Source organism: Micromonospora sp. WMMD1219, from assembly GCF_049315215.1.
GTDB lineage: Bacteria > Actinomycetota > Actinomycetes > Mycobacteriales > Micromonosporaceae > Micromonospora > Micromonospora tulbaghiae.
The window spans coordinates 4,781,158-4,799,508 of sequence record NZ_CP186057.1 but is presented as its reverse complement, the minus strand read 5'-3'; the positions used below and the strand labels follow the sequence as shown (position 1 = coordinate 4,799,508).

17 protein-coding genes are annotated in these 18,351 nt (G+C 74.1%); 9 read left to right on the top strand and 8 right to left on the bottom strand.

Annotation, left to right across the window (positions count from 1 at the left end; translation table 11 throughout):
• Positions 1-6: 6 nt before the first annotated feature.
• Positions 7-771, top strand: coding sequence for a hypothetical protein (locus tag ACN27C_RS22345; RefSeq protein ID WP_121683608.1), 765 nt, complete (start codon positions 7-9; stop codon positions 769-771).
• Here the strand turns inward: ACN27C_RS22345 and ACN27C_RS22340 are convergent.
• The 8 genes from ACN27C_RS22340 to ACN27C_RS22305 all read right to left on the bottom strand — a co-directional run bounded on the left by ACN27C_RS22340 (position 764) and on the right by ACN27C_RS22305 (position 8,297).
• Positions 764-1,378 (bottom strand): bifunctional 4-hydroxy-2-oxoglutarate aldolase/2-dehydro-3-deoxy-phosphogluconate aldolase, encoded by a 615-nt coding sequence (locus tag ACN27C_RS22340; protein WP_422747907.1) that lies wholly within the window; start codon positions 1,376-1,378, stop codon positions 764-766. The genes ACN27C_RS22345 and ACN27C_RS22340 overlap by 8 nt on opposite strands.
• Positions 1,375-2,352 (bottom strand): sugar kinase, encoded by a 978-nt coding sequence (locus tag ACN27C_RS22335; RefSeq protein WP_422747905.1) that lies wholly within the window; start codon positions 2,350-2,352, stop codon positions 1,375-1,377. Before ACN27C_RS22335 ends, ACN27C_RS22340 begins: the two co-directional genes overlap by 4 nt.
• 55 nt (positions 2,353-2,407) lie before the next feature.
• Positions 2,408-3,304: a PmoA family protein gene (locus ACN27C_RS22330; protein WP_422747903.1), complete on the bottom strand. Its 897-nt coding sequence runs from the start codon at positions 3,302-3,304 to the stop codon at positions 2,408-2,410.
• Positions 3,301-3,945, bottom strand: a complete 645-nt coding sequence (locus ACN27C_RS22325; protein ID WP_120569592.1) for a hypothetical protein — start codon at positions 3,943-3,945, stop codon at positions 3,301-3,303. The genes ACN27C_RS22330 and ACN27C_RS22325 overlap by 4 nt, the downstream gene beginning before the upstream one ends.
• Entirely contained in the window at positions 3,942-4,811 is an 870-nt protein-coding gene (locus ACN27C_RS22320; protein WP_120569591.1) for a carbohydrate ABC transporter permease, read from the bottom strand. The genes ACN27C_RS22325 and ACN27C_RS22320 overlap by 4 nt, the downstream gene beginning before the upstream one ends.
• The gene (locus tag ACN27C_RS22315; RefSeq protein ID WP_120569590.1) at positions 4,808-5,788 is read right to left on the bottom strand and encodes a carbohydrate ABC transporter permease; all 981 of its coding nucleotides are present in this window, start codon (positions 5,786-5,788) and stop codon (positions 4,808-4,810) included. Before ACN27C_RS22315 ends, ACN27C_RS22320 begins: the two co-directional genes overlap by 4 nt.
• 21 nt (positions 5,789-5,809) lie before the next feature.
• A complete protein-coding gene (locus ACN27C_RS22310; protein WP_393380127.1) occupies positions 5,810-7,153 on the bottom strand; it encodes an ABC transporter substrate-binding protein in 1,344 nt (447 codons plus the stop codon).
• 97 nt (positions 7,154-7,250) lie between these two features.
• Positions 7,251-8,297: a LacI family DNA-binding transcriptional regulator gene (locus tag ACN27C_RS22305; protein ID WP_422747899.1), complete on the bottom strand. Its 1,047-nt coding sequence runs from the start codon at positions 8,295-8,297 to the stop codon at positions 7,251-7,253.
• A gap of 241 nt (positions 8,298-8,538) precedes the next feature.
• Here ACN27C_RS22305 and ACN27C_RS22300 point away from each other — a divergent pair, with 241 nt between their 5' ends.
• From ACN27C_RS22300 to ACN27C_RS22265, 8 genes are all read left to right on the top strand, one after another.
• Positions 8,539-9,867 (top strand): Gfo/Idh/MocA family protein, encoded by a 1,329-nt coding sequence (locus ACN27C_RS22300; RefSeq protein ID WP_422747897.1) that lies wholly within the window; start codon positions 8,539-8,541, stop codon positions 9,865-9,867.
• Between the two features lie 16 nt (positions 9,868-9,883).
• Positions 9,884-11,317, top strand: coding sequence for a glucuronate isomerase (gene uxaC, locus ACN27C_RS22295; RefSeq protein WP_422747895.1), 1,434 nt, complete (start codon positions 9,884-9,886; stop codon positions 11,315-11,317).
• Positions 11,314-12,615, top strand: coding sequence for an enolase C-terminal domain-like protein (locus ACN27C_RS22290; protein WP_422747893.1), 1,302 nt, complete (start codon positions 11,314-11,316; stop codon positions 12,613-12,615). Before uxaC ends, ACN27C_RS22290 begins: the two co-directional genes overlap by 4 nt.
• Positions 12,606-14,090: a mannitol dehydrogenase family protein gene (locus ACN27C_RS22285; protein ID WP_422747891.1), complete on the top strand. Its 1,485-nt coding sequence runs from the start codon at positions 12,606-12,608 to the stop codon at positions 14,088-14,090. Before ACN27C_RS22290 ends, ACN27C_RS22285 begins: the two co-directional genes overlap by 10 nt.
• A complete protein-coding gene (locus tag ACN27C_RS22280) occupies positions 14,087-15,292 on the top strand; it encodes a Gfo/Idh/MocA family protein (protein ID WP_422747889.1) in 1,206 nt (401 codons plus the stop codon). The genes ACN27C_RS22285 and ACN27C_RS22280 overlap by 4 nt, the downstream gene beginning before the upstream one ends.
• A gap of 26 nt (positions 15,293-15,318) precedes the next feature.
• On the top strand, positions 15,319-16,662 hold the full coding sequence (locus tag ACN27C_RS22275) for a pectate lyase family protein (RefSeq protein WP_422747887.1): 1,344 nt from the start codon (positions 15,319-15,321) through the stop codon (positions 16,660-16,662).
• Positions 16,663-16,898: 236 nt separating this feature from the next.
• Positions 16,899-17,357, top strand: a complete 459-nt coding sequence (locus ACN27C_RS22270; RefSeq protein ID WP_120569581.1) for an ATP-binding protein — start codon at positions 16,899-16,901, stop codon at positions 17,355-17,357.
• A gap of 7 nt (positions 17,358-17,364) precedes the next feature.
• Positions 17,365-18,090, top strand: coding sequence for an HD domain-containing protein (locus ACN27C_RS22265; RefSeq protein WP_422747885.1), 726 nt, complete (start codon positions 17,365-17,367; stop codon positions 18,088-18,090).
• The last annotated feature ends 261 nt before the right edge of the window (positions 18,091-18,351 follow it).

Here is an 18,351-nt window from a genome sequence, read left to right as displayed (position 1 = left end):
CGCGGCATGGGTGAGTTGCGCAAGCCGTTCCTGCTGCTGGCGCTGCTCGCGGTGGCGCTCGTGGTCGGCGTGGAGCTGGGCGCGGCGGCGCTGACCGGCGGTGGCGACGCGAGCGGCGCGCTGCGGGACAGCGCCGGCCGGCTCGGCGTCGAGCTGGGCGACGTCGGCGCGGTGTCCGAACCGTCCGGTCGGGGCGTCGGCTACCTGGCGCTGATCGACGTGGTGGCGCTCTGGACCACCGGTCTGTTCTGCCTGAGCCTGGTGCTGCCGGACCGGATGCAGGGCCGGGTGCAGGGCGTGGCGACGCTCGTCTTCTCGATCGTGCTGCTGCTGGTGTCGCTGGTCCTGCTGATCGTCGCGTTCGTCGAGCTGACGGTGATGGTGTCGCTGTTCCTGGCCCCGCCGTTCGGCACGCTGGCGTACCTCGCGGTGTGGGGGTTCTTCCCGGTCGACGACGCGGCGGTGCTGCTCGGGCTGGCGCTGCTGCTCAAACTGGTCTGGGCCGGGCTGCTGCTCGCCGCCCAGCCCCGGTTCCTGCGCAACAAGGGCCTCGTCGCGCTGGCACTGACCACGCTGCTGTGCACGGTGGTGCTGCAGTTCCTGCACGGCCTGGTGCCGGTGATCCTGGTCAGCATCCTCGACGACCTGGGCGCCGTGGTGTTCGCCGTGGTGGCGCTGATCTGGGCGCTGGTGCTGCTGATCGGGTCGATCCCGGCGATCGTCAAGGCGATCCGGACCACCGCCACCACGTCCGGCCGTACGGTCAGGTGACCGGCCCGCCGGCCGCGAGCGTGGCCAGGCGCGGCAGCTGCTCCGGGTCGGTGAGCGCCGACCCGACCGCCACCACGCGCGCCCCGGCGGCGAGGAAGTCGCCCGCGTTGCCGGCGTCGACACCGCCGGTGGCCACGAACCGGGCCTCCGGCAGCGGCCCGGCCACCGCCCGGAACCAGGCCGGGCCGAGGCTGACCGCCGGGAACGCCTTGAGCCACACCAGGCCGTGGTCGAGCGCCCGCTGCGCCTCGGTCGGCGTGGCCACGCCGGGCAGGTGCGGCACGCCGAGACCGGCCGCCGCGTCGGCGACAGCCAGGTCCAGGCCGGGCGCCACGGTGAACGCCGCCCCGGCGGCCACCGCCTGCCGGACCTGCTCCGGGGTACGCACCGTGCCCGCGCCCACGATCCGGTCCCGCCGCCGTCCGGCCGTCACGGCGGCGCGCAGCGCCGGCACCGCCTCCGGGGTACGGATGGGCACCTCCACCACGGCAATGCCGAGATCCCAGGCCAGCTCCGCCAGCCGGACCGTCTCACCGGGCGGCAGGTCACGCAGGATCACCATCACCCGCGCGTCGCCGAACAGTGCCTCGAAGTCGTGCCCGCTCATCTCCCGTTCCCTCCCGTGGCTTGCGCCTGCTCGGTCCACGCCTCGTCCGGCAACGCCAGCGCCCGCGCGGTCGTCTCCGGGTCGGGTGGCGGCGCGGTGTCGCCCGGCACGGTCAGCACCGGCGCGGCGGTGAGGTGACCCAGCCGCAGGCAGGCTCGCAGGTCGAGATCGCGCAGCAGCCCGGAGAGGAACCCGGCGGCGAACGCGTCCCCGGCGCCGACCGGCTCCACCACGCGCACCGGCAACGCCGGCACGAACACCGCCGGCCCGGTACGCGGCAGCGCCGTCGCGCCGACCGGCCCGTCCTTGACCACCACCAGCTCCGGGCCGGGCAGCAGCGCACGGACGGCCGCCGGATCGTCCGCCGACCAGAGCACGGCCGCCTCGTCCAACCCGACCAGCACCACGTCGGCGCGGTCGGCCAGGTCACGCAGGACCGGTGCGGCCCGCTCGGCGGCCCAGAGCGCCGGACGGTGGTTCACGTCGAAGCTCACCCGCGCGCCGGGCAGCGCCCGCCCGGTCAGCGCGTGCTCCAGCAGGTCACGACAGGTGCCGGAGAGCGCGGCCGTGATCCCGGACAGGTGCAGCAGGCGTGCCCCGGCCAGCCCCGGACGCGCGAGGTCCGGCACGCCGAGGCGGCTCGCGGCCGACCCCGCACGGTGGTAGTGCACGCGGGTGCAGTCCGGCCCCGGATCCTTCAGGTAGAGGCCGGTCGGCGCGTCCGGATCCACGGTGACCAGGCTGACGTCCACGCCCGCGGCGGCGACCTCGGCCACCACCCGCCGCCCGAACGGGTCGTCGCCGACGCGGCTGACCCACGCCGCGCGGTGCCCGAGCCGGGCCAGCCCGCCCGCCACGTTGGACTCCGCGCCGCCGACACCGACAGTCAGCCGCGCGGAGTGCTCCAGCGGGCCGCCGCCGGCCGGGGCGAGCACCACCATCGTCTCGCCCACGCAGACCACGTCCGGCCTCACGGCATCACCCTCGTCCGCGACCGCGGGGCTCGCAAGACCGGCTCACTCCTCGCGCTCACGGAACGACCGCCGCGTCCAGCCGGGCCGCGATGCCGGCCGGGTCGAGGTGGCCGTCGGCGACCAGCACCCGGTGCCGGTTGTGCCGGGGCCGCCCGGCCGCGACCACCGCCGGGCTGTCGAACGCGTACGCGACGCAGACGCCCGGGTACATCGCGGTGCGCACGAACCACCTGTCGCCCGGCCCCAGGCCGGTGAACACCAGCGTGTACGCGCCGCCGCCCGGCGCGGTGGCGGACAGCGCCAGCCAGGGCGCGGCCGACCCGTTCACCGCCTCCTCGCCTTCCGCCTCGGCGGTGCGCACCAGCGGTTCCCCGTCGGCCACCGCCCGCCAGAAGAAGCCGCCGTACCCGGCGCCGCCCGGGCGGCCGTTCGTGGCCGGGCTGCCCAGGTGCACGTCCGTACCGGTGGCGGCGGTGAGCGTGGCGGACAGGTCCAGCCACCAGGCGTCCTCACCGGCCGGGGTGGCGGTGATCCGCCGGTGCTCGCGCAGCAGCACCCGGCCGTGCCGGTCCCGCCACTCCAGGTCGTGGTCGAGCCGGTCGGCGGCCCGGTCCCGCCAGCCGGTGTGCGCGATGACGCCGTGGTCGTCGCGCCAGGTGTAGCCGGTGCCGCGCACGTACGTCCGGCCGCCCCACAGGTTGGCGCCGTCCACGTCCTGCACGGCCAGTGACGCGCCGAGGTGCCAGACGTGGTCGGCCGGGAGCGCGTCGGTGACCGGCGTGCCGGCCCGGGTCCGCACCGGATGCAGGTACGGCCGAGGGCCGTGGCGCGGGTCGAGGTCGGGCCGGACTAGGTACCGGGCCACCTCCGCACCGTCCACGACCAGCCGGGGTTCGGCGTCGGTCCCGGCGGGGCTCGACTCGGCGGCGGCGGAACGCGGTTCGGCGGTCACGACGGGTCCGGGGCGGGGACCGGACGGCGGGCATCGAGCGCGTGCAGCGCCGCGAGCGCGTACCCGCCGAGGATCGGCACCGCGACCGGCGTGACCAGCACGCCCAGCAGCACTGCCAGCGCGCAGATGCCGGAGGCGGCGGCCCAGGTGCCGGGCCGCTGCGGGCAGGTGCGCGCCACCTCACGCGCGGCCGCCCGCCACCCCCGGCCGCCGGTGCTCCCGATGGCGACGGCGACCAGGCCCGCGTACCCGAGCAGGAGCGCCACCACGACGGCGGTGAGCGCGAGCGCGGGCCCGCCGCCGGGCACCCGGCCGGTGGCGAGCGCGAGCAGGTCGGCGGCGAGCAGCGCGGCGGCGGCCAGTGCGACGGCGCTGACCGCCGACCCGGCGGGCAGCGCCCGGCCGAACCGGGTCAGGTTGGTCCGCGCGCCGGGCCAGGAACCGCTGGTCGACCGGTCGTGCAGTGCGGCACTGGCGGTGGCGAGCGCCGGGGCGAGCGTGAGCACCGGCAGCGCGGCGAGGGCCACGGCGAAGCCGAGCAGCGCCAGGTCGGTCGCCTCGCGCAGCGTGTCCCGCCAGTCGGCACGGGCCGGCACGGGGTGGTCGGGTACGGCGTCGGTGGGGGCAGGCACGGCGGTCATCCCTTCAGCCCGCTGGTGTTGATGCCCTCGACGAGCATCCGCTGGAAGGCCAGGAAGAACAGGAACACCGGCAGCAGGGACAGCACCGACATGGCGAACATCGGGCCGACGGCGCTCTGGCTGGTCGAGTCGATGAACAGGGTCAGCGCCACCGGGACGGTGTAGTCCTCCAGGCTGGACAGGAACACCAGCTGCCGGAAGAAGTCGTTCCAGGTCCAGATGAACGAGAAGATCGCCGTGGTGACCAGCGCCGGCCGGCTCAGCGGCAGGATGACGTGCCGGAACACGCCGTACGGGGACGCGCCGTCGATGGTGGCCGCCTCGTCCAGCTCGCGCGGGATGCCGCGCATGAACTGCACCATGAGGAAGACGAAGAACGCCTCGGTGGCCAGGAACTGCGGCACCAGCAGCGGCAGGTACGGCCAGTCGCCGCCGACCAGGCCGAGGCTGCGGAACAGGATGTACTGCGGCACGATCAGCACGTGCCCGGGTAGCAGCAGCGTGCCGATCATGACGGTGAACCAGAGCTTGCGCAGCCGGAACCGCAGCCGGCCCAGGGCGTACGCGGCGAGCAGGCAGGACAGCGCGTTGCCGACGACTGTGAGCCCGCTGACCAGCGCGCTGTTGAGGAAGAACCGGCCGAAGCTGATGTCGAAGTTGGTCCAGCCGTCGAGGTAGTTGCCGGGGGTGAACCGTTCCGGCAGCAGGCCGACGTTGTTGGCGATCTCGGCCTGCGACTTGACCGAGGTGCCGAGCATCCAGAACAGCGGGTAGAGCACCACCGCGACGATCGCCACGAGCACGACGAGCCGCAGGACGTTCCGGCCGCTGCCCGGCCGGCGGCGCGCGACAGTGAGCGCGGTCATGAGTCGTCTCCGTCCGAGTAGTGCACCCAGAACCGGCCGGTGCTGAAGAAGACGGCGGTGACCACGCCGATCGCCACCAGGAACACCCACGCCATCGCCGACGCGTAGCCCATCTCCAGGTCGGTGAAGCCGGAGATGTAGAGCTTCAGCGTGTACATGAGGGTGGAGTCGACCGGGCCGCCGGTGCCGTTGCTGAGCACGAACGCGGCGGTGAAGCCCTGGAAGCCGTTGATGGTCTCCAGCACCAGGTTGAAGAAGATCACCGGGGAGAGCATGGGCAGGGTGACCGCGCGGAAGCGCCGCCACGCCCCGGCGCCGTCCACCGCCGCCGCCTCGTACAGCTCGGTGGGCACCTGCTTGAGCCCGGCCAGGAAGATCACCATGGGCGCGCCGAACTGCCAGATCGCCAGCACCATCAGCGTCTCCAGCGCCCAGTCCGGGTCGCTGACCCAGGGCAGCCCCTCGACGCCGAACAGGGCGAGGAACGAGTTGAACGCGCCGTCCCGGTTGAACATGTTGACCCAGACGATGGCCAGCGCGACGCTGCCGCCGAGCAGCGACGGCAGGTAGAACAGGCTGCGGAACAGCCCGACACCGCGCCAGGCCCGGTTGAGCAGCAGCGCCACGCCGAGCGCGGCGGCCAGCTTCAGCGGCACCGCGATCAGCGCGAACGTCAGCGTGACCCGCACCGCGTGCCAGTACGACGGGTCGGCGGTGAACATCCGCTCGTAGTTGTCCAGCCCCACCCACCGCACCTCGGACAGCGGCGTGAGGATGTCGTAGTCGGTGAAGCTCAGCCAGAGCGAGAGCAGCATGGGGATCGCCGTGACGCCCATCAGTCCGATGAGCCAGGGCGAGAGGAAGACGTACCCTGCCAGGCCCTCGCCGAGCCGGGCCCGGCCGGCCCGACGCCGCGTGGGGCGAGGGCCGGCCGGTCCGGTGCGCGGGGTCCGGCCGGGCGCCGTGGTGAGAGCCACGGGACCGGTCCTTTCGTGGGGTCAGGCGATCGCGGACTTGCAGGCGGTGACGAACTGCTCCGCCGCCTGGGCCGGGGTGGCGCGGCCGTACTGGGCGTTCTCGGCGGCCTTGACCAGCTCGGACTTGACCTTGCTGTGCCCCTTGATCGGCACCTGGGGCGAGGCGCCGAACTTCTGCGCCAGGTCGGACTCGACCTGGATGGACTGCTTCATGGCCGGGTCGGTGGCGGTCTCGCTGACCTTGGCGCGCAGGTCCATGTTGGACGGCAGACCGCGGTCGGTGCCGAGCAGCGCCACCGCCTCCGGGTCGTTGTTCAGGAAGTTGATCACATCGACGGCGACGTCCTTGTGCTTGCTGCCCTTGAACACCGACCAGTACATCGAGGCCCGCGCCCACTGCGCGCTCGGGTCACCCGGGTACGCGACCACGCCCAGTTCGTCCTTGGTGTTCTTCTTCAGGTCCGGCATCTGGTTGACCCAGACCCAGGAGGTGGCGGACTTGCCGGTGACCACCAGTTGCTTGGTGATGTCGCTGGAGTTGCCCTCGTGGATGACGTCGGGCGTCGGGGTGGCGCCCCGGTCCCGCGCGCCCTTCCACAGCTCGAACCACTTCGTCACGTCCTCGGCGGTGAAGCCGAGTTCCTTGCCGTTGTACAGGTCCTTGCCCTGCTGGCGCAGCCACACCCAGAACGCCTTGTAGTCGGCGCTCGGGTCCTGGGTGCCGGGCACCTTCGTCTTCTTCGCCACCTGCTCGGCCCAGGCGATGTGCTCCTCCCAGGTCATCCCGGTGGTCGGCTCGGGCAGCCCGTTCTTCGTCAGCAGCGTCTTGTTGTAGACCAGGCCCTGGGTGTTCTCCCCGGCGGCGACCCCGGCGAGCTTGCCGTCGACCACGCCGTACTCCAGCAGGCTCTTGGGGAACTTCGACACGTCGAGCTTGCCGGAGTCGCGGTAGCTGCCCAGGTCGAGCGTGGTGCTGCGGCCGGCGTACTCGGCCAGGTAGTTGTCGTCGATCTGGAACAGGTCGGGCGGGTTGCCGCCGGCGGTCAGCGTGGCGAGCTTGTCGAAGTAGCCCTGGTTGGCCTGCCAGGTCTTCTCGAACGTCACGTCGGGGTGCTTCTTGGTGTAGAGGGCCAGTGCGTCCTCGGTGAGCTTGGCCCGGGCCTCGCCGCCCCACCAGAAGACGGAGAGTTTGACCGGGCCGCCGTCGCCGCCGGCGGAGTCGTCGCCACAGCCCGCCGCGCCCAGGGCGAGCGGCACGGCGAGCGCGACGGCGGCCAGGCCGCGGACGAGTCGGCGTCGGGTCAGGGGGGTACGGTGATGCCGCCCGGCGGGTACGCCGGCGGTGGGGGACGTTGCGGGGTGCATCTGCGCTCACTCCTCGGCTGTGGGAGGCGACGACGTCACCGGCGGCCGTCCACGGGCCGCCCGGGTCCGCAGTGCTGTGCGGGCCCGGGCCACCTGCTCAGGCCCCGGTGCCGTCCCGGCCGGGCGCGGGGACGGGCCCGGTCGAGTCGCGGACGACCAGTTCGGTCTGGAGCATTACCTGTGCGGTGGTGCGACGGTCGCCGGCCGCCGCGCCCCGGCCCCGGGCGCCGCGTGACGCGTCGGAGTCGAGTTGCAGCAGCATGTCGACGGCCGTCCGGCCGGCGGCCGCGGTCGGCGTGGCCACCGTCGTCAACTTGGGGCGGGTGAGCCGGCTCAGCGCGATGTCGTCGACGCCGACGACGCTGACGTCGTGCGGCACCCGCGCCCCGAGCGCGTCCAGCCCTTCGATCAGGCCGATCGCCATCAGGTCGTTGTAGGCGAGCACGGCGGTGACGCCGCTGCGGCGTACCTGCTCGGCCAGGGCGCCGCCGCCGGTCTCGGTGGGCTGGTTGGGTCCGAGGACGGTGAGGTCCGCTCCCCCGCCCCGGGCGGCGGCGGTCGCGGCGCGGCGCATCTCCCGGGCGGTCCAGGAGCCGCGCGGGCCGCCGAGCAGCGCGATCCGGCGGTGGCCGAGCCCGAGCAGGTGCTCGATCGCGGCCCGGGCGCCCTGCCCGACGTCCATCATCACGCAGGGCAGGCCGGCGACCTGGCGGTTTATCACCACCACCGGGACCTCGCGGCTGACCTGCTCGATCAGGCTGTTGCTCATCCGGGGGCTGCACAGCAGCACGCCGTCGACCTGCTTGGCCAGGGCGTGGACCAGGTCCTCCTCGGCGACCGGGTCCTCGTTGGTGTCGGCCACGAACACGTGGTAGTCGCGGTGCCGGGCCTGCCCCTCCGCCGCCTTGATCAGTGGCGGGAAGAACGGGTTGGCGATGTCGGCCACGATCAGGCCGATGTTGTGCGTACGGCCGGTGATGAGGGCCCGGGCGGCCCGGTTGGGCCGGTAGCCGAGGTCCTCCGCGCAGGCCAGCACCCGGACCCGGGTCTCCGGGTTGACCAGGTGCGGGGCCGAGAACGTCCGGGACACGGTGGAGATGTGCACACCGGAGGCGCGGGCGACGTCCCGGATGGTGGCTGGCACGGCGGGCTCCCTCGTCCGATGTGGTGGGGGTCACGGGTGCCGCCCATTAATGCAAACGGTTGCGCCCGTGTCAACGGTCCATTGTTGCGGCTCGATTGCGGCGACGGTCCCGGTGGGCGCGCGAAACCTCATCAATGCGGATGGATAGGGCGGCTTGGCCGCCATCCGTTGACGACGCATCCACCGTCATGGTTTCTTCGGCTGCAAACCTTTGCAGCCGACTGCCGGGGAGGCCGACGTCATGTCACCACCGGCCCGGGAACGGGTCCGCCACGCCCTGGTGGGTGCCGGGGCGCGCGCCGAGATGTTCGTCCGCGCGCTCGCGCTCGACCACGCCGACACCGCCGAGCTGGTCGCGTTCGCCGACGTCAACCAGCGGAGAATGGACGCGCACAACCGCTGGCTGGCCGAGCTGGGCCACCGGCCGGTGCCCACGTACGCCGCCGGTGACTTCGCGGCCCTGCTCGCCAAGGAGCGGGTCGACGTGGCGCTGGTGACAAGCGTGGACGCCGCCCACGACGAGTACGTGACGGCGGCGCTGCGCGCCGGCTGCGACGTGGTCGTGGAGAAGCCGATGACCGTGGACGCGCAGCGGTGCCGCCGCATCCTGGACGCGGTCGCCGAGACCGGCCGGCGCGTGACTGTCGCGTTCAACTACCGCTACAACCCGCTGCACGAGCAGGTCCGGCGGCTGCTGGCCGACGGCGCGGTGGGAGAGATCGGGTCGGTGCACTTCGAGTGGCTGCTCGACGTGCGCCACGGCGCCGACTACTTCCGCCGCTGGCACCGCGACAAGTCCGTCTCCGGCGGGCTACTCGTGCACAAGTCCGGCCATCACTTCGACCTGGTCAACTGGTGGCTGGACGCCCGCCCGGTCGACGTGCACGCGTACGGCCGGTTGTTCTTCTACGGCGCGGACGGCCGCCGGCACGGCTACGCCCGCGACTACGACCGGGCGCACGGCTCCCCCGCCGCCGACGGCGACCCGTTCGCGCTGCGCCTGGCCGACCACCCGAGGCTGCGCGAGCTGTACCTCGACGCCGAGGCCGAGGACGGCTACCACCGCGACCGCAACGTCTTCGCCCCCGGCGTGACCATCGAGGACGACCTCGCGGTGCTCGCCCGCTACGACACCGGCGCCACGATGACCTACCACCTCACCGCGTACGCCCCTTGGGAGGGCTACCGGGTCATGGTCAACGGCAGCCGGGGCCGCCTCGAACTGGAGGTGACCGAGAGCGACCACGTCAGCCCGTCCGTCGCCGGTGCACTCAAGGGCGCGGCGCTGCACGGCGACGAGGCCGCCGTCGAGCGGGGCGCGGCCCGGCTCACGCTGCGCCCGTTCTGGGCGCCGCCCCAGGAGATCCCGGTCGAGGGCTGGACCCGGCGCGGGCACGGCGGCGCGGACGCCCGGATGACCCGGGTGCTGCTCGGCGGCGAACCCGACCCGCTCGGCCGGGCCGCCACCGCCCGCGACGGCGCGCTGGCGCTGCTCACCGGCCTGGCCGCCAACCGCTCGCTGGAGACCGGCGCGCCCGTCCGGGTCGCCGACCTGCTCACCCTGCCCTGACCGAGGAGCCCTCGCTGTGCCGATCATCCCCCGCGGCGACCTGTTGCTGCCCGCCGAGCCCGGGCTGCGCGCCCTGGCCCGCGAGCTGTACGCGCTCGCCGCCGAGCAGCCGATCATCTCGCCGCACGGGCACGTCGACCCCGGGCTGCTGGCCGAGGACGAGCCGTTCCCCGACCCGGCCCGGCTGCTCATCGTGCCCGACCACTACCTGACCCGGATGTTGCTCAGCCAGGGCGTACCCCCGGCCGACCTGGGCGTGCCCAGCGTCGACGGCAGCCCGGTGGAGACCGACGGGCGGACCATCTGGCGGCGCTTCGCCGCGCACTGGCACCTGTTCCGCGGCACCCCGTCGCGACTGTGGCTGGAGCAGACGTTCCGGCACGTGTTCGGCGTCGACACGCCGCTGAGCCCGGCCACCGCCGACGCCGTCTACGACGCGCTCGCCGCGCGCCTGGCCGAACCGGAGTTCCGGCCCCGGGCGCTGTTCGAACGCTTCGGCATCGAGGTGCTCGCCACCACCGAGTCCCCGCTGGACGACCTGGGCCGGCACGCCAAGCTCGCCGCCGACGGCTGGGGCGGGCCCGGCGGCCGGGTGGTCACCACGTTCCGCCCCGACGACGTGGTGGACATGGAGTTCGGCAACTGGTCGGCCAACGTGGACCGGCTCGCCGAGGTCTCCGGCGAGGACACCGGCACGTACGCCGGATACCTGGCCGCGCTGCGGGCACGGCGGGAGGCGTTCGCCGCCGCCGGGGCCACCTCCACCGACCACGGGCACCCCACCGCCCGTACCCTCGATCTCGGCCCGGCGCAGGCCGCGGCCCTGTTCGACAGGGGCCGGCGCGGCCTGGCCGACACGGGCGACGCGGAGGCGTTCCGGGCGCACATGCTGCTGGAGTTCGCCCGGATGTCGCTCGACGACGGCCTGGTCATGCAGCTGCACCCCGGCGCGGTCCGCAACCACAACCGCTGGCTGCACGCCCGGCACGGCCGCGACGTGGGCGGCGACGTGCCGCAGGCCACCGAGTACGTGCACGGCCTCGCCCCGCTGCTCGACGCGCACGGCAACGACCCCCGCCTCACTGTGGTGCTCTACACGCTCGACGAGGACACGTTCACCCGGGAACTCGCCCCGCTCGCCGGCGGGTACGCGGCGCTGCGCCTCGGCGCGCCCTGGTGGTTCCTGGACTCCCCCGAGGTGCTGCGCCGGTTCCGGGAGGCGGTCACCGAGACGGCCGGCTTCTACAACACCGCCGGGTTCGTCGACGACACCCGCGCGTTCTGTTCCATCCCGGTACGCCACGACGTGGCCCGCCGGGTCGACGCCGGCTTCCTGGCCCGCCTCGTCGCCGAGCACCGCCTCGGCGAGGACGAGGCCGCCGAGACGATCGTCGACCTGGCGTACCGGCTGCCGAAGCAGGTCTTCAAGTTCGGAGGCGGACCCGCATGACCACAATCGTCGACGTCGAGGTGCACGACGTGCGCTTCCCCACCGCCGCCAGCGGCGACGGCTCGGACGCCATCAACAGGGGCGACTACTCGGCCACGTACGTGGAGCTGACCACCGACGGCGGGCCCACCGGCACCGGGTTCACGTTCACCAACGGCCGGGGCAACGAGATCACCTGCGCGGCGGTACGCGCGCTCGCCCACCACGTCCGGGGGCGCACGATCGCCGAGATCGCCGCCGAACCCGTGGCGTTCTGGCGCTCGCTCACCGCCGACGTGCAGCTGCGCTGGCTCGGCCCGGAGAAGGGCGTGATCCACATGGCCACCGGCGCGCTCGTCAACGCCGTGTGGGACCTGCGCGCCAAGCTCGCCGGCAAGCCGATGTGGCGGTTCCTCGCCGAGGCGCCCACCGACGAACTGGTCGCGACGATCGACTTCCACCACATCACCGACGCGCTCACCCCCGACGAGGCGGCGGCCATCCTGGACAAGGGACGCGACGGGCTCACCGACCGGCTGGCCGCGCTGGAACGCGACGGGTTCCCCTCGTACACCACGTCGGTCGGCTGGCTCGGCTACCCGGACGAGCAGGTGCGCGCGCTGACCCGCGACGCGTACGCGCAGGGGTGGCGCGCGATGAAGATGAAGGTCGGCGGGCGGATCGAGGACGACCTGCGGCGGGCCCGGATCATCCGGGCCGAGATCGGGCCGGACGCGCTGCTGATGATGGACGCCAACCAGGTGTGGGACGTGGACGAGGCGATCGCCGCGATGGGCGTGCTCGCCGAGGTCGACCCGTACTGGATCGAGGAGCCCACGCACGCCGACGACGTGCTCGGGCACGCCCGGATCGCCCGTGCGGTGGACGAGCTGACCGGCGGACGCTGCCGGGTCGCCACCGGCGAGGTCGCCGCCAACAAGGTCATCTTCAAGCAGCTGCTCCAGGCCGAGGCGATCGGCGTGATGCAGGTCGACGCCTGCCGCGTCGGCGGCGTGGACGAGGTGCTCGCCGAACTGCTGCTGGCGGCCAAGTTCGGCGTGCCGGTGTGCCCGCACGCCGGCGGCGTGGGCCTGTGCGAGTACGTGCAGCACCTCGCGATCTTCGACCACCTGCGCGTCGGCACCAGCCTGGACGGCCGGATGGTCGAGTACGTCGACCACCTGCACGAGCACTTCACCGACCCGGTCCGCACCCGGGGCGGACGCTACCTGTTGCCCACCGCGCCCGGCTACAGCGCCACCATGCGCCCGGAGTCGATCGCGCAGTTCCGCTTCCCGGACGGTCCGGCATGGCGCTGACCACCGACCGGCTCGGCCTGGCCACGCTGCGCCGCCTGCCGCAGGAGTCCCGGCCACTGCTGCGCCCCGGCACCGTACCGGCCGGCATCGTCCACCTCGGCCTCGGCGCGTTCCACCGCGCCCACCAGGCCGTGCACACCGAGGCGGCGGTCGGCGCGGCCGGCGGCGACTGGGGCATCATCGGCGTCGCGCCGCGCAGCACCGGCGTGGTCGACGCCCTCGCCGCGCAGGACTGCCTGTTCAGCGTCACCACGCTCGCCGCCGAGGGCGCGTCCACCCGGGCGATCGGCGCGCTGACCGGGGTACGGCATGCCGCGAGCGACCCGGACGCGGTGGTCGGCCTGCTCGCCGACCCGGCGATCCGGGTGGTCACGCTGACGGTGACCGAGAAGGCGTACCGGCTGGACCCGGTGACCGCCGCGCTCACAGTGGACGCGGACCTGACCGCCGACCTGACCACCGGCCGTCCCCCGCGCACCGTGCCGGGCCTGCTGGTGCGCGGGCTGCTCGCCCGCGCCGCCGCCGACGCCGGGCCGCTGGCGCTGGTGAGCTGCGACAACCTGCCCGCCAACGGGCGGCGACTGCGCGGGCTGGTGGAGCAGTGCCTCGCGCTGGCCCGGGTGCCGGACGCCACAGCCGAGCGGGTGCTCACGGCCGTCACCTGCCCTGGCACCATGGTGGACCGGATCGTGCCGGCCAGCACCGACGAGACCCGGGACGCCGCCCGGCGGGCGCTGGGCGTGACCGACCTGGCGGCGGTCGCCGCCGAACCGTGGTCGCAGTGGGTGATCGAGGACGACTTCCCCGGCGGGCGACCGGCCTGGGAACGATCCGGCGCGGTACTCACCGACGACGCCGGCCCGTGGGAGCGGCTGAAACTGCGGGCCCTCAACGGCGTGCACTCCGCCACCGCGTACCTGGGGGCGCTGGCCGGCGCGGAGACGGTGGCCGAGGCGCTGACGCTGCCGCACCTGGATGCGGTGCTGCGGCGGCTGGTCACCGAGGAGATCGCGCCCAGCTTCACCCCGCCACCCGGCGTGGACGTGACCGACTACGGCGAGCAGGTGCTCGCCCGTTTCGCCAACCCGGCGATCCGGTACCGGACGACGCAGGTCGCGATGGACGGCTCGCAGAAGCTGCCGCAACGGGTGCTGCACACCGTCGCCGACCTGCGGGCGGCCGGCCGGTCGGCGCGGTGGAGCGCGCTCGTGGTGGCCGCGTGGCTGCGGTTCCTGCTCGGGTACGCCGACGACGGCCGGCCGCTGCCGCTGGACGACCCGCTCGCCGACCGGCTGCGCGCCGCGCTCGCCGCCGGAGCGCACACCCCGGCCGGGGTGGTCGACGCGGTCTTCGCGCTGCGCGAGGTGTTCCCGGCCGACCTGGCCGCCGACGACGAGGTCCGCGCCGACGTGACCGGCTGGCTCACCGCGCTGGAACGGCACGGCGTCCGGGCGACCCTGGCGGACGCCCGGTGACCAGCGGGTGGGCAGCGACCCGCCGCGGGTCGCCGGTGCGCGGCAACGACCCGCCGCGGGCGGCGCTGATCGGGGCGAACGGGCACGGCCGCTGGCACCGCCGGGCTATCGCGGAACTGCACGCCGCCGGGCGTGCGCGCCTGGTCGCCCTGGTCGACGTACGCCCGCTGGAGGCCGAGCCGGACGCGCCCGTCCCGCCGGAGACCGGCGTCTTCACCGACCACCGGACCATGCTCGCCGCCGCCCGCCCCGACGTGGTGGTGGTCTGCACGCCGCCGCACACCCACCTGCCGATCGCGCTCGACGTACTCGCCGCCGGGGCGGACCTGCTGCTGGAGAAGCCGCCGGTGCTCGACCTCGCCGAGCACCTGACGCTCGCCGCCGCCGCGGACGTCGCCGGCCGCGCCGTGCAGGTCAACTTCCAGGCGCTCGGCTCAGCCGCGCTGACCGAACTGACCGGCGCGCTCGGGCGGCTCGCCCCGGTCACCGGCATCGCCACACTCGCCGCCTGGCAACGCCCGGACGCCTACTACGCCCGCTCCCCCTGGGCCGGGCGGCGGTCGGTCGACGGCCGCCCGGCGCTGGACGGCGCGCTGGCGAACCCGCTCGCGCACGCGCTGATGCAGTGCCTCGCCGTCGCCGAATCCGTCACCGGCGCGCCGGTACGCCCGGCCCGGATCGAGGTCGAGCGCTACCGGGTCCGCCCGATCGAGGTGGACGACACCGCCATGCTGCGGCTGACCCCGCACGCGGGGCCGCCGGTGCTGGCCGCGCTCACCCTCGCCGCCGAGGAACACGTCCCCGGGGAGGTGCTGGTCACCGGCGAGCGAGGGCGGGCGGTGCTGGAGTACCCCACCGACCGGCTACGCCTACCCGGCGACGACGCGCTCCGCCCGGTGCCCGGCCGCCGCGGGCTGCTGGCGAACCTGCTCGACCACCGCGCGGACGGCACGCCGCTGATCGCACCGCTGGCGCGTACCGAGCCGTTCACCGCGGTGCTGGACGCGCTGCGGGACGCACCCGTCCCGGCGCTGCTCGACGGGGACCTGGTGCGCGAGGCGGGCGACGGCCCGCAGCGGGTGCGGATGGTGCGGGGCGTCGGCGCGGTGCTGCGGGCCGCCGCGGAGACCGGCGCGCTGCCGTCCGAGGCGGGCGTGCCGTGGGCGCTCCCGCCGTACGTGGTGGACCTGCCCGCGCAGTGAATGTCCCCGAGAGAACGGAACGAGTCATGCGTACCCGAACCGCAGTCGTCGCGGCGCTGACCGCCGCGCTCGTCCTCACCACCGCCGCGCCCGCGCCGGCCGCACCCGGCGGGCCGTCCCGGGCCGCCGAACTGCTCGGCCGCCAGACCCTCCCGGCGAACGACGGCTGGGCCGCCGCGGGCACCGGCACCACCGGCGGGTCGGCCGCCGCGCCGGACCGGGTACGCGTCGTGCGTACCCGGGCCGAGCTGGTCGCCGCGCTCGGCGGCGACAACGCCACGAACGCCGCCGACGCCAGCCCCAAGATCGTGTACGTGGCCGGAACCGTCGACGGTTTCGAGGGCCCGGACGGCACCCCGCTGGACTGCGCGGACCTGGCCGACCCGGAGTACTCGCTGCCCGCCTACCTGGCCGCGTACGACCCGGCGACCTGGGGCCGGACGAACCCGAGCGGGCCGCTGGAGGCCGCCCGGGTGCGGTCGGTGGCCGCCCAGACCCGGCAGACCCAGATCAACGTCGGCTCCAACACCACGATCATCGGCCTGCGCGGCGCCCGGCTCACCGGCCTGACGCTGATGATCGACCGGGTGGACAACGTGATCGTCCGCAACATCGAGTTCGCCGACGCCCGGGACTGCTTCCCCGCCTGGTCGCCGACCGACGGCGACACCGGAAACTGGAACTCCCAGTACGACCAGATCTCGGTCCGGCGCAGCGAGCACGTCTGGATCGACCACAACACGTTCACCGACGGCGACAACCCGGACAGCGCGCAGCCCGTCTACTTCGGCCGGCCCTGGCAGGTGCACGACGGCTCGCTGGACGTCACGCACACCGCCAGCCTGGTCACCGCCTCCTGGAACCGGTTCACCGGCCGGGACAAGGTGATGCTCATCGGCTCGTCGAACACGGTCGGCCCGGACGTGGGCCGGCTCAACGTCACGGTGCGGCACAACCTGTTCGACGGCACGCTGCAACGGCTGCCCCGGGTGCGGTTCGGCCAGGTCGACGTGCACGAGAACCACTACCGGCTCGGCGGGCCCGGCTTCGCGTACGCCCTCGGCGTCGGCGTGCAGTCCGCCCTGTACGCGGAGAACAACTTCTTCACGCTCACCGGCGACACCGCCCCGGCCGACCTGCTCTACGACTGGGGCGGCACCGCGCTCACCGAGCGGGGCACCTGGGTCCGGCAGGGTGACCGCCTGCCCCGGCCGGTGGACCTGCGCGCCGCGTACAACGCCGCCCACGACCCCGACCTCGGCGGCGACGCCGGGTGGACGCCCACGCTCCGCGCCGCCCGGCCGCTGCCGGCCCCGCTGGTCCCGTTCGTCGTGGACACCTGGGCCGGCGCCGGCCGGCTGCCGCTCTGACCTCCGCCGGAGCCCACCCGGCGACCGGGCCGGCGTCCCCCCGGGGACGCCGGCCCGGCGTCGTCACCGGCCCGCCGGCTGACACGCCGCCCCCGATGCGCAATGATCACGTTTGACGGACATTGCCGCCGGGGGAATGAACCGGCGGCCACCGGGGACAACAGGGTGAGAATCAGGCGGTGACAGCGCGAGTGGGCGCCCAGGTCCGGGGACGGGCACGGGACGGAGGGCCGGACGTGACGGGTGGGACATCCGGCGACGTCGGCCCGGTCCTCACCATCGACCTGCCGGCCGACCCGGCCCAGCTCGCCGCCACCCGGGAACGGCTGCGCGGCTGGCTGCACGCCCACGGCGTGAGCGAGTGGGACGTCGACACCGTCCTCATCGCCACCGGCGAGGCGTGCGCCAACGCCATCGAGCACGGCTACCGCTTCGCCCGGGAGGGCATCACCACATTGCGGGCCGAGCTGCGCGGCGACCGGCTGGAGATCGAGGTACGCGACCGGGGCGGCTGGCGCGCGGCTGACGGCGACGACACCGGCGACCGCGGCCGGGGACGGCTGATCATGGCGCGGGTGATGGACGAGGCCACCATCGTCGGCACGCCGGAGGGCACCTGCGTACGCCTGGTCAAGCGCCTCACCGGCGACGCGAGCGGCCCGGCGGGCGCCGGATCTAGCGAAGATCAGCTATAAGAGACGCATGGAGTTCCCCGCCTACCTCGCCACCATGCCGATGCACGCGATCACCGAGATCCACGGTGAGCCCGGCCTGCTGGCCCGGTTCCGGCTGGAGATCGAGGCGTTCGACGAGGCCGCCCGGGACCGGCTGACCGAGGCGCTCGACCTGGCCGCCGACCTGCACCGCGACGACCGGCGGGTACGCGAGCCCTACCTCAACCACCTGCTACGTGTGGCGATCCGCCTGATGCACCACTACCAGGTGCGGGACGTGGACGTGATCGTCGCGGGTCTGCTGCACGACGCGGTCGAGGACCACCCCGCCGAGCTGGCCGGGCTCGATCCCGGCGCAGGGGCGGAGGCGACCCCGGCGGCGCTCGCCACGCTGTCCGACCGGTTCGGCGCGCGGGTCGCCCGGCTCGTCGCGGCGGTCACCAACCCGGCGTACGACCCGGGCCGGAACCGCGACGAGCAGTACCGGGAGCACGTGGCGACGAGCCTCGAACGGGAGCCGTGGGCGCGGGTGATCAAGGTGTCCGACTTCACCGACAACGGTGTGGGCGTGATCCACACGGTCGGGCCGAAGGTGACCCGCGCCGCCACCAAGTACCGCCCGATGGTGCCGATCTTCCGCGACCTGGTGGCCCGCCCGGACACACCGCTGTCCCCACCGGTCAAGCAGCACATCCTCGCCCAGCTGGACCTGGCCGAGGAACGCTTCAGCGCCATCCTCGACCACCCCGCCTAACGCCCCTCCCTCCCTCCCCTCCCTACCTCGCCCCCGCCCCGCCTCGCCCCGCCTCGCCCCGTCGATCATGAAGTTGACCGCCCGGAGAGCGCTCCCCAATGCCGCCAACTTCATGATCACCCCCTCCCCGGCCCTTGGCGGCCCTCCCCCTGGCGGTGATCAAGGAGTTTGTGTCGCTGCGGCGGCCTGATCCGAACGCAAACTCCTTGATCACTCGCCCGTTTTAGGAGGCCTGGCAGGGCAACGGAGGGGGTGCACCGC

Bases quoted from the DNA above. Each gene is read 5' to 3' on its own strand.
- ACN27C_RS22345 (WP_121683608.1), top strand. From the start codon at position 7: ATGGGTGAGTTGCGCAAGCCGTTCCTGCTGCTGGCGCTGCTCGCGGTG.
- ACN27C_RS22340 (WP_422747907.1), bottom strand. From the start codon at position 1,378: ATGAGCGGGCACGACTTCGAGGCACTGTTCGGCGACGCGCGGGTGATG.
- ACN27C_RS22325 (WP_120569592.1), bottom strand. From the start codon at position 3,945: ATGACCGCCGTGCCTGCCCCCACCGACGCCGTACCCGACCACCCCGTG.
- ACN27C_RS22320 (WP_120569591.1), bottom strand. From the start codon at position 4,811: ATGACCGCGCTCACTGTCGCGCGCCGCCGGCCGGGCAGCGGCCGGAAC.
- ACN27C_RS22310 (WP_393380127.1), bottom strand. From the start codon at position 7,153: ATGCACCCCGCAACGTCCCCCACCGCCGGCGTACCCGCCGGGCGGCAT.
- ACN27C_RS22300 (WP_422747897.1), top strand. From the start codon at position 8,539: ATGTCACCACCGGCCCGGGAACGGGTCCGCCACGCCCTGGTGGGTGCC.
- ACN27C_RS22290 (WP_422747893.1), top strand. From the start codon at position 11,314: ATGACCACAATCGTCGACGTCGAGGTGCACGACGTGCGCTTCCCCACC.
- ACN27C_RS22285 (WP_422747891.1), top strand. From the start codon at position 12,606: ATGGCGCTGACCACCGACCGGCTCGGCCTGGCCACGCTGCGCCGCCTG.
- ACN27C_RS22275 (WP_422747887.1), top strand. From the start codon at position 15,319: ATGCGTACCCGAACCGCAGTCGTCGCGGCGCTGACCGCCGCGCTCGTC.
- ACN27C_RS22265 (WP_422747885.1), top strand. From the start codon at position 17,365: ATGGAGTTCCCCGCCTACCTCGCCACCATGCCGATGCACGCGATCACC.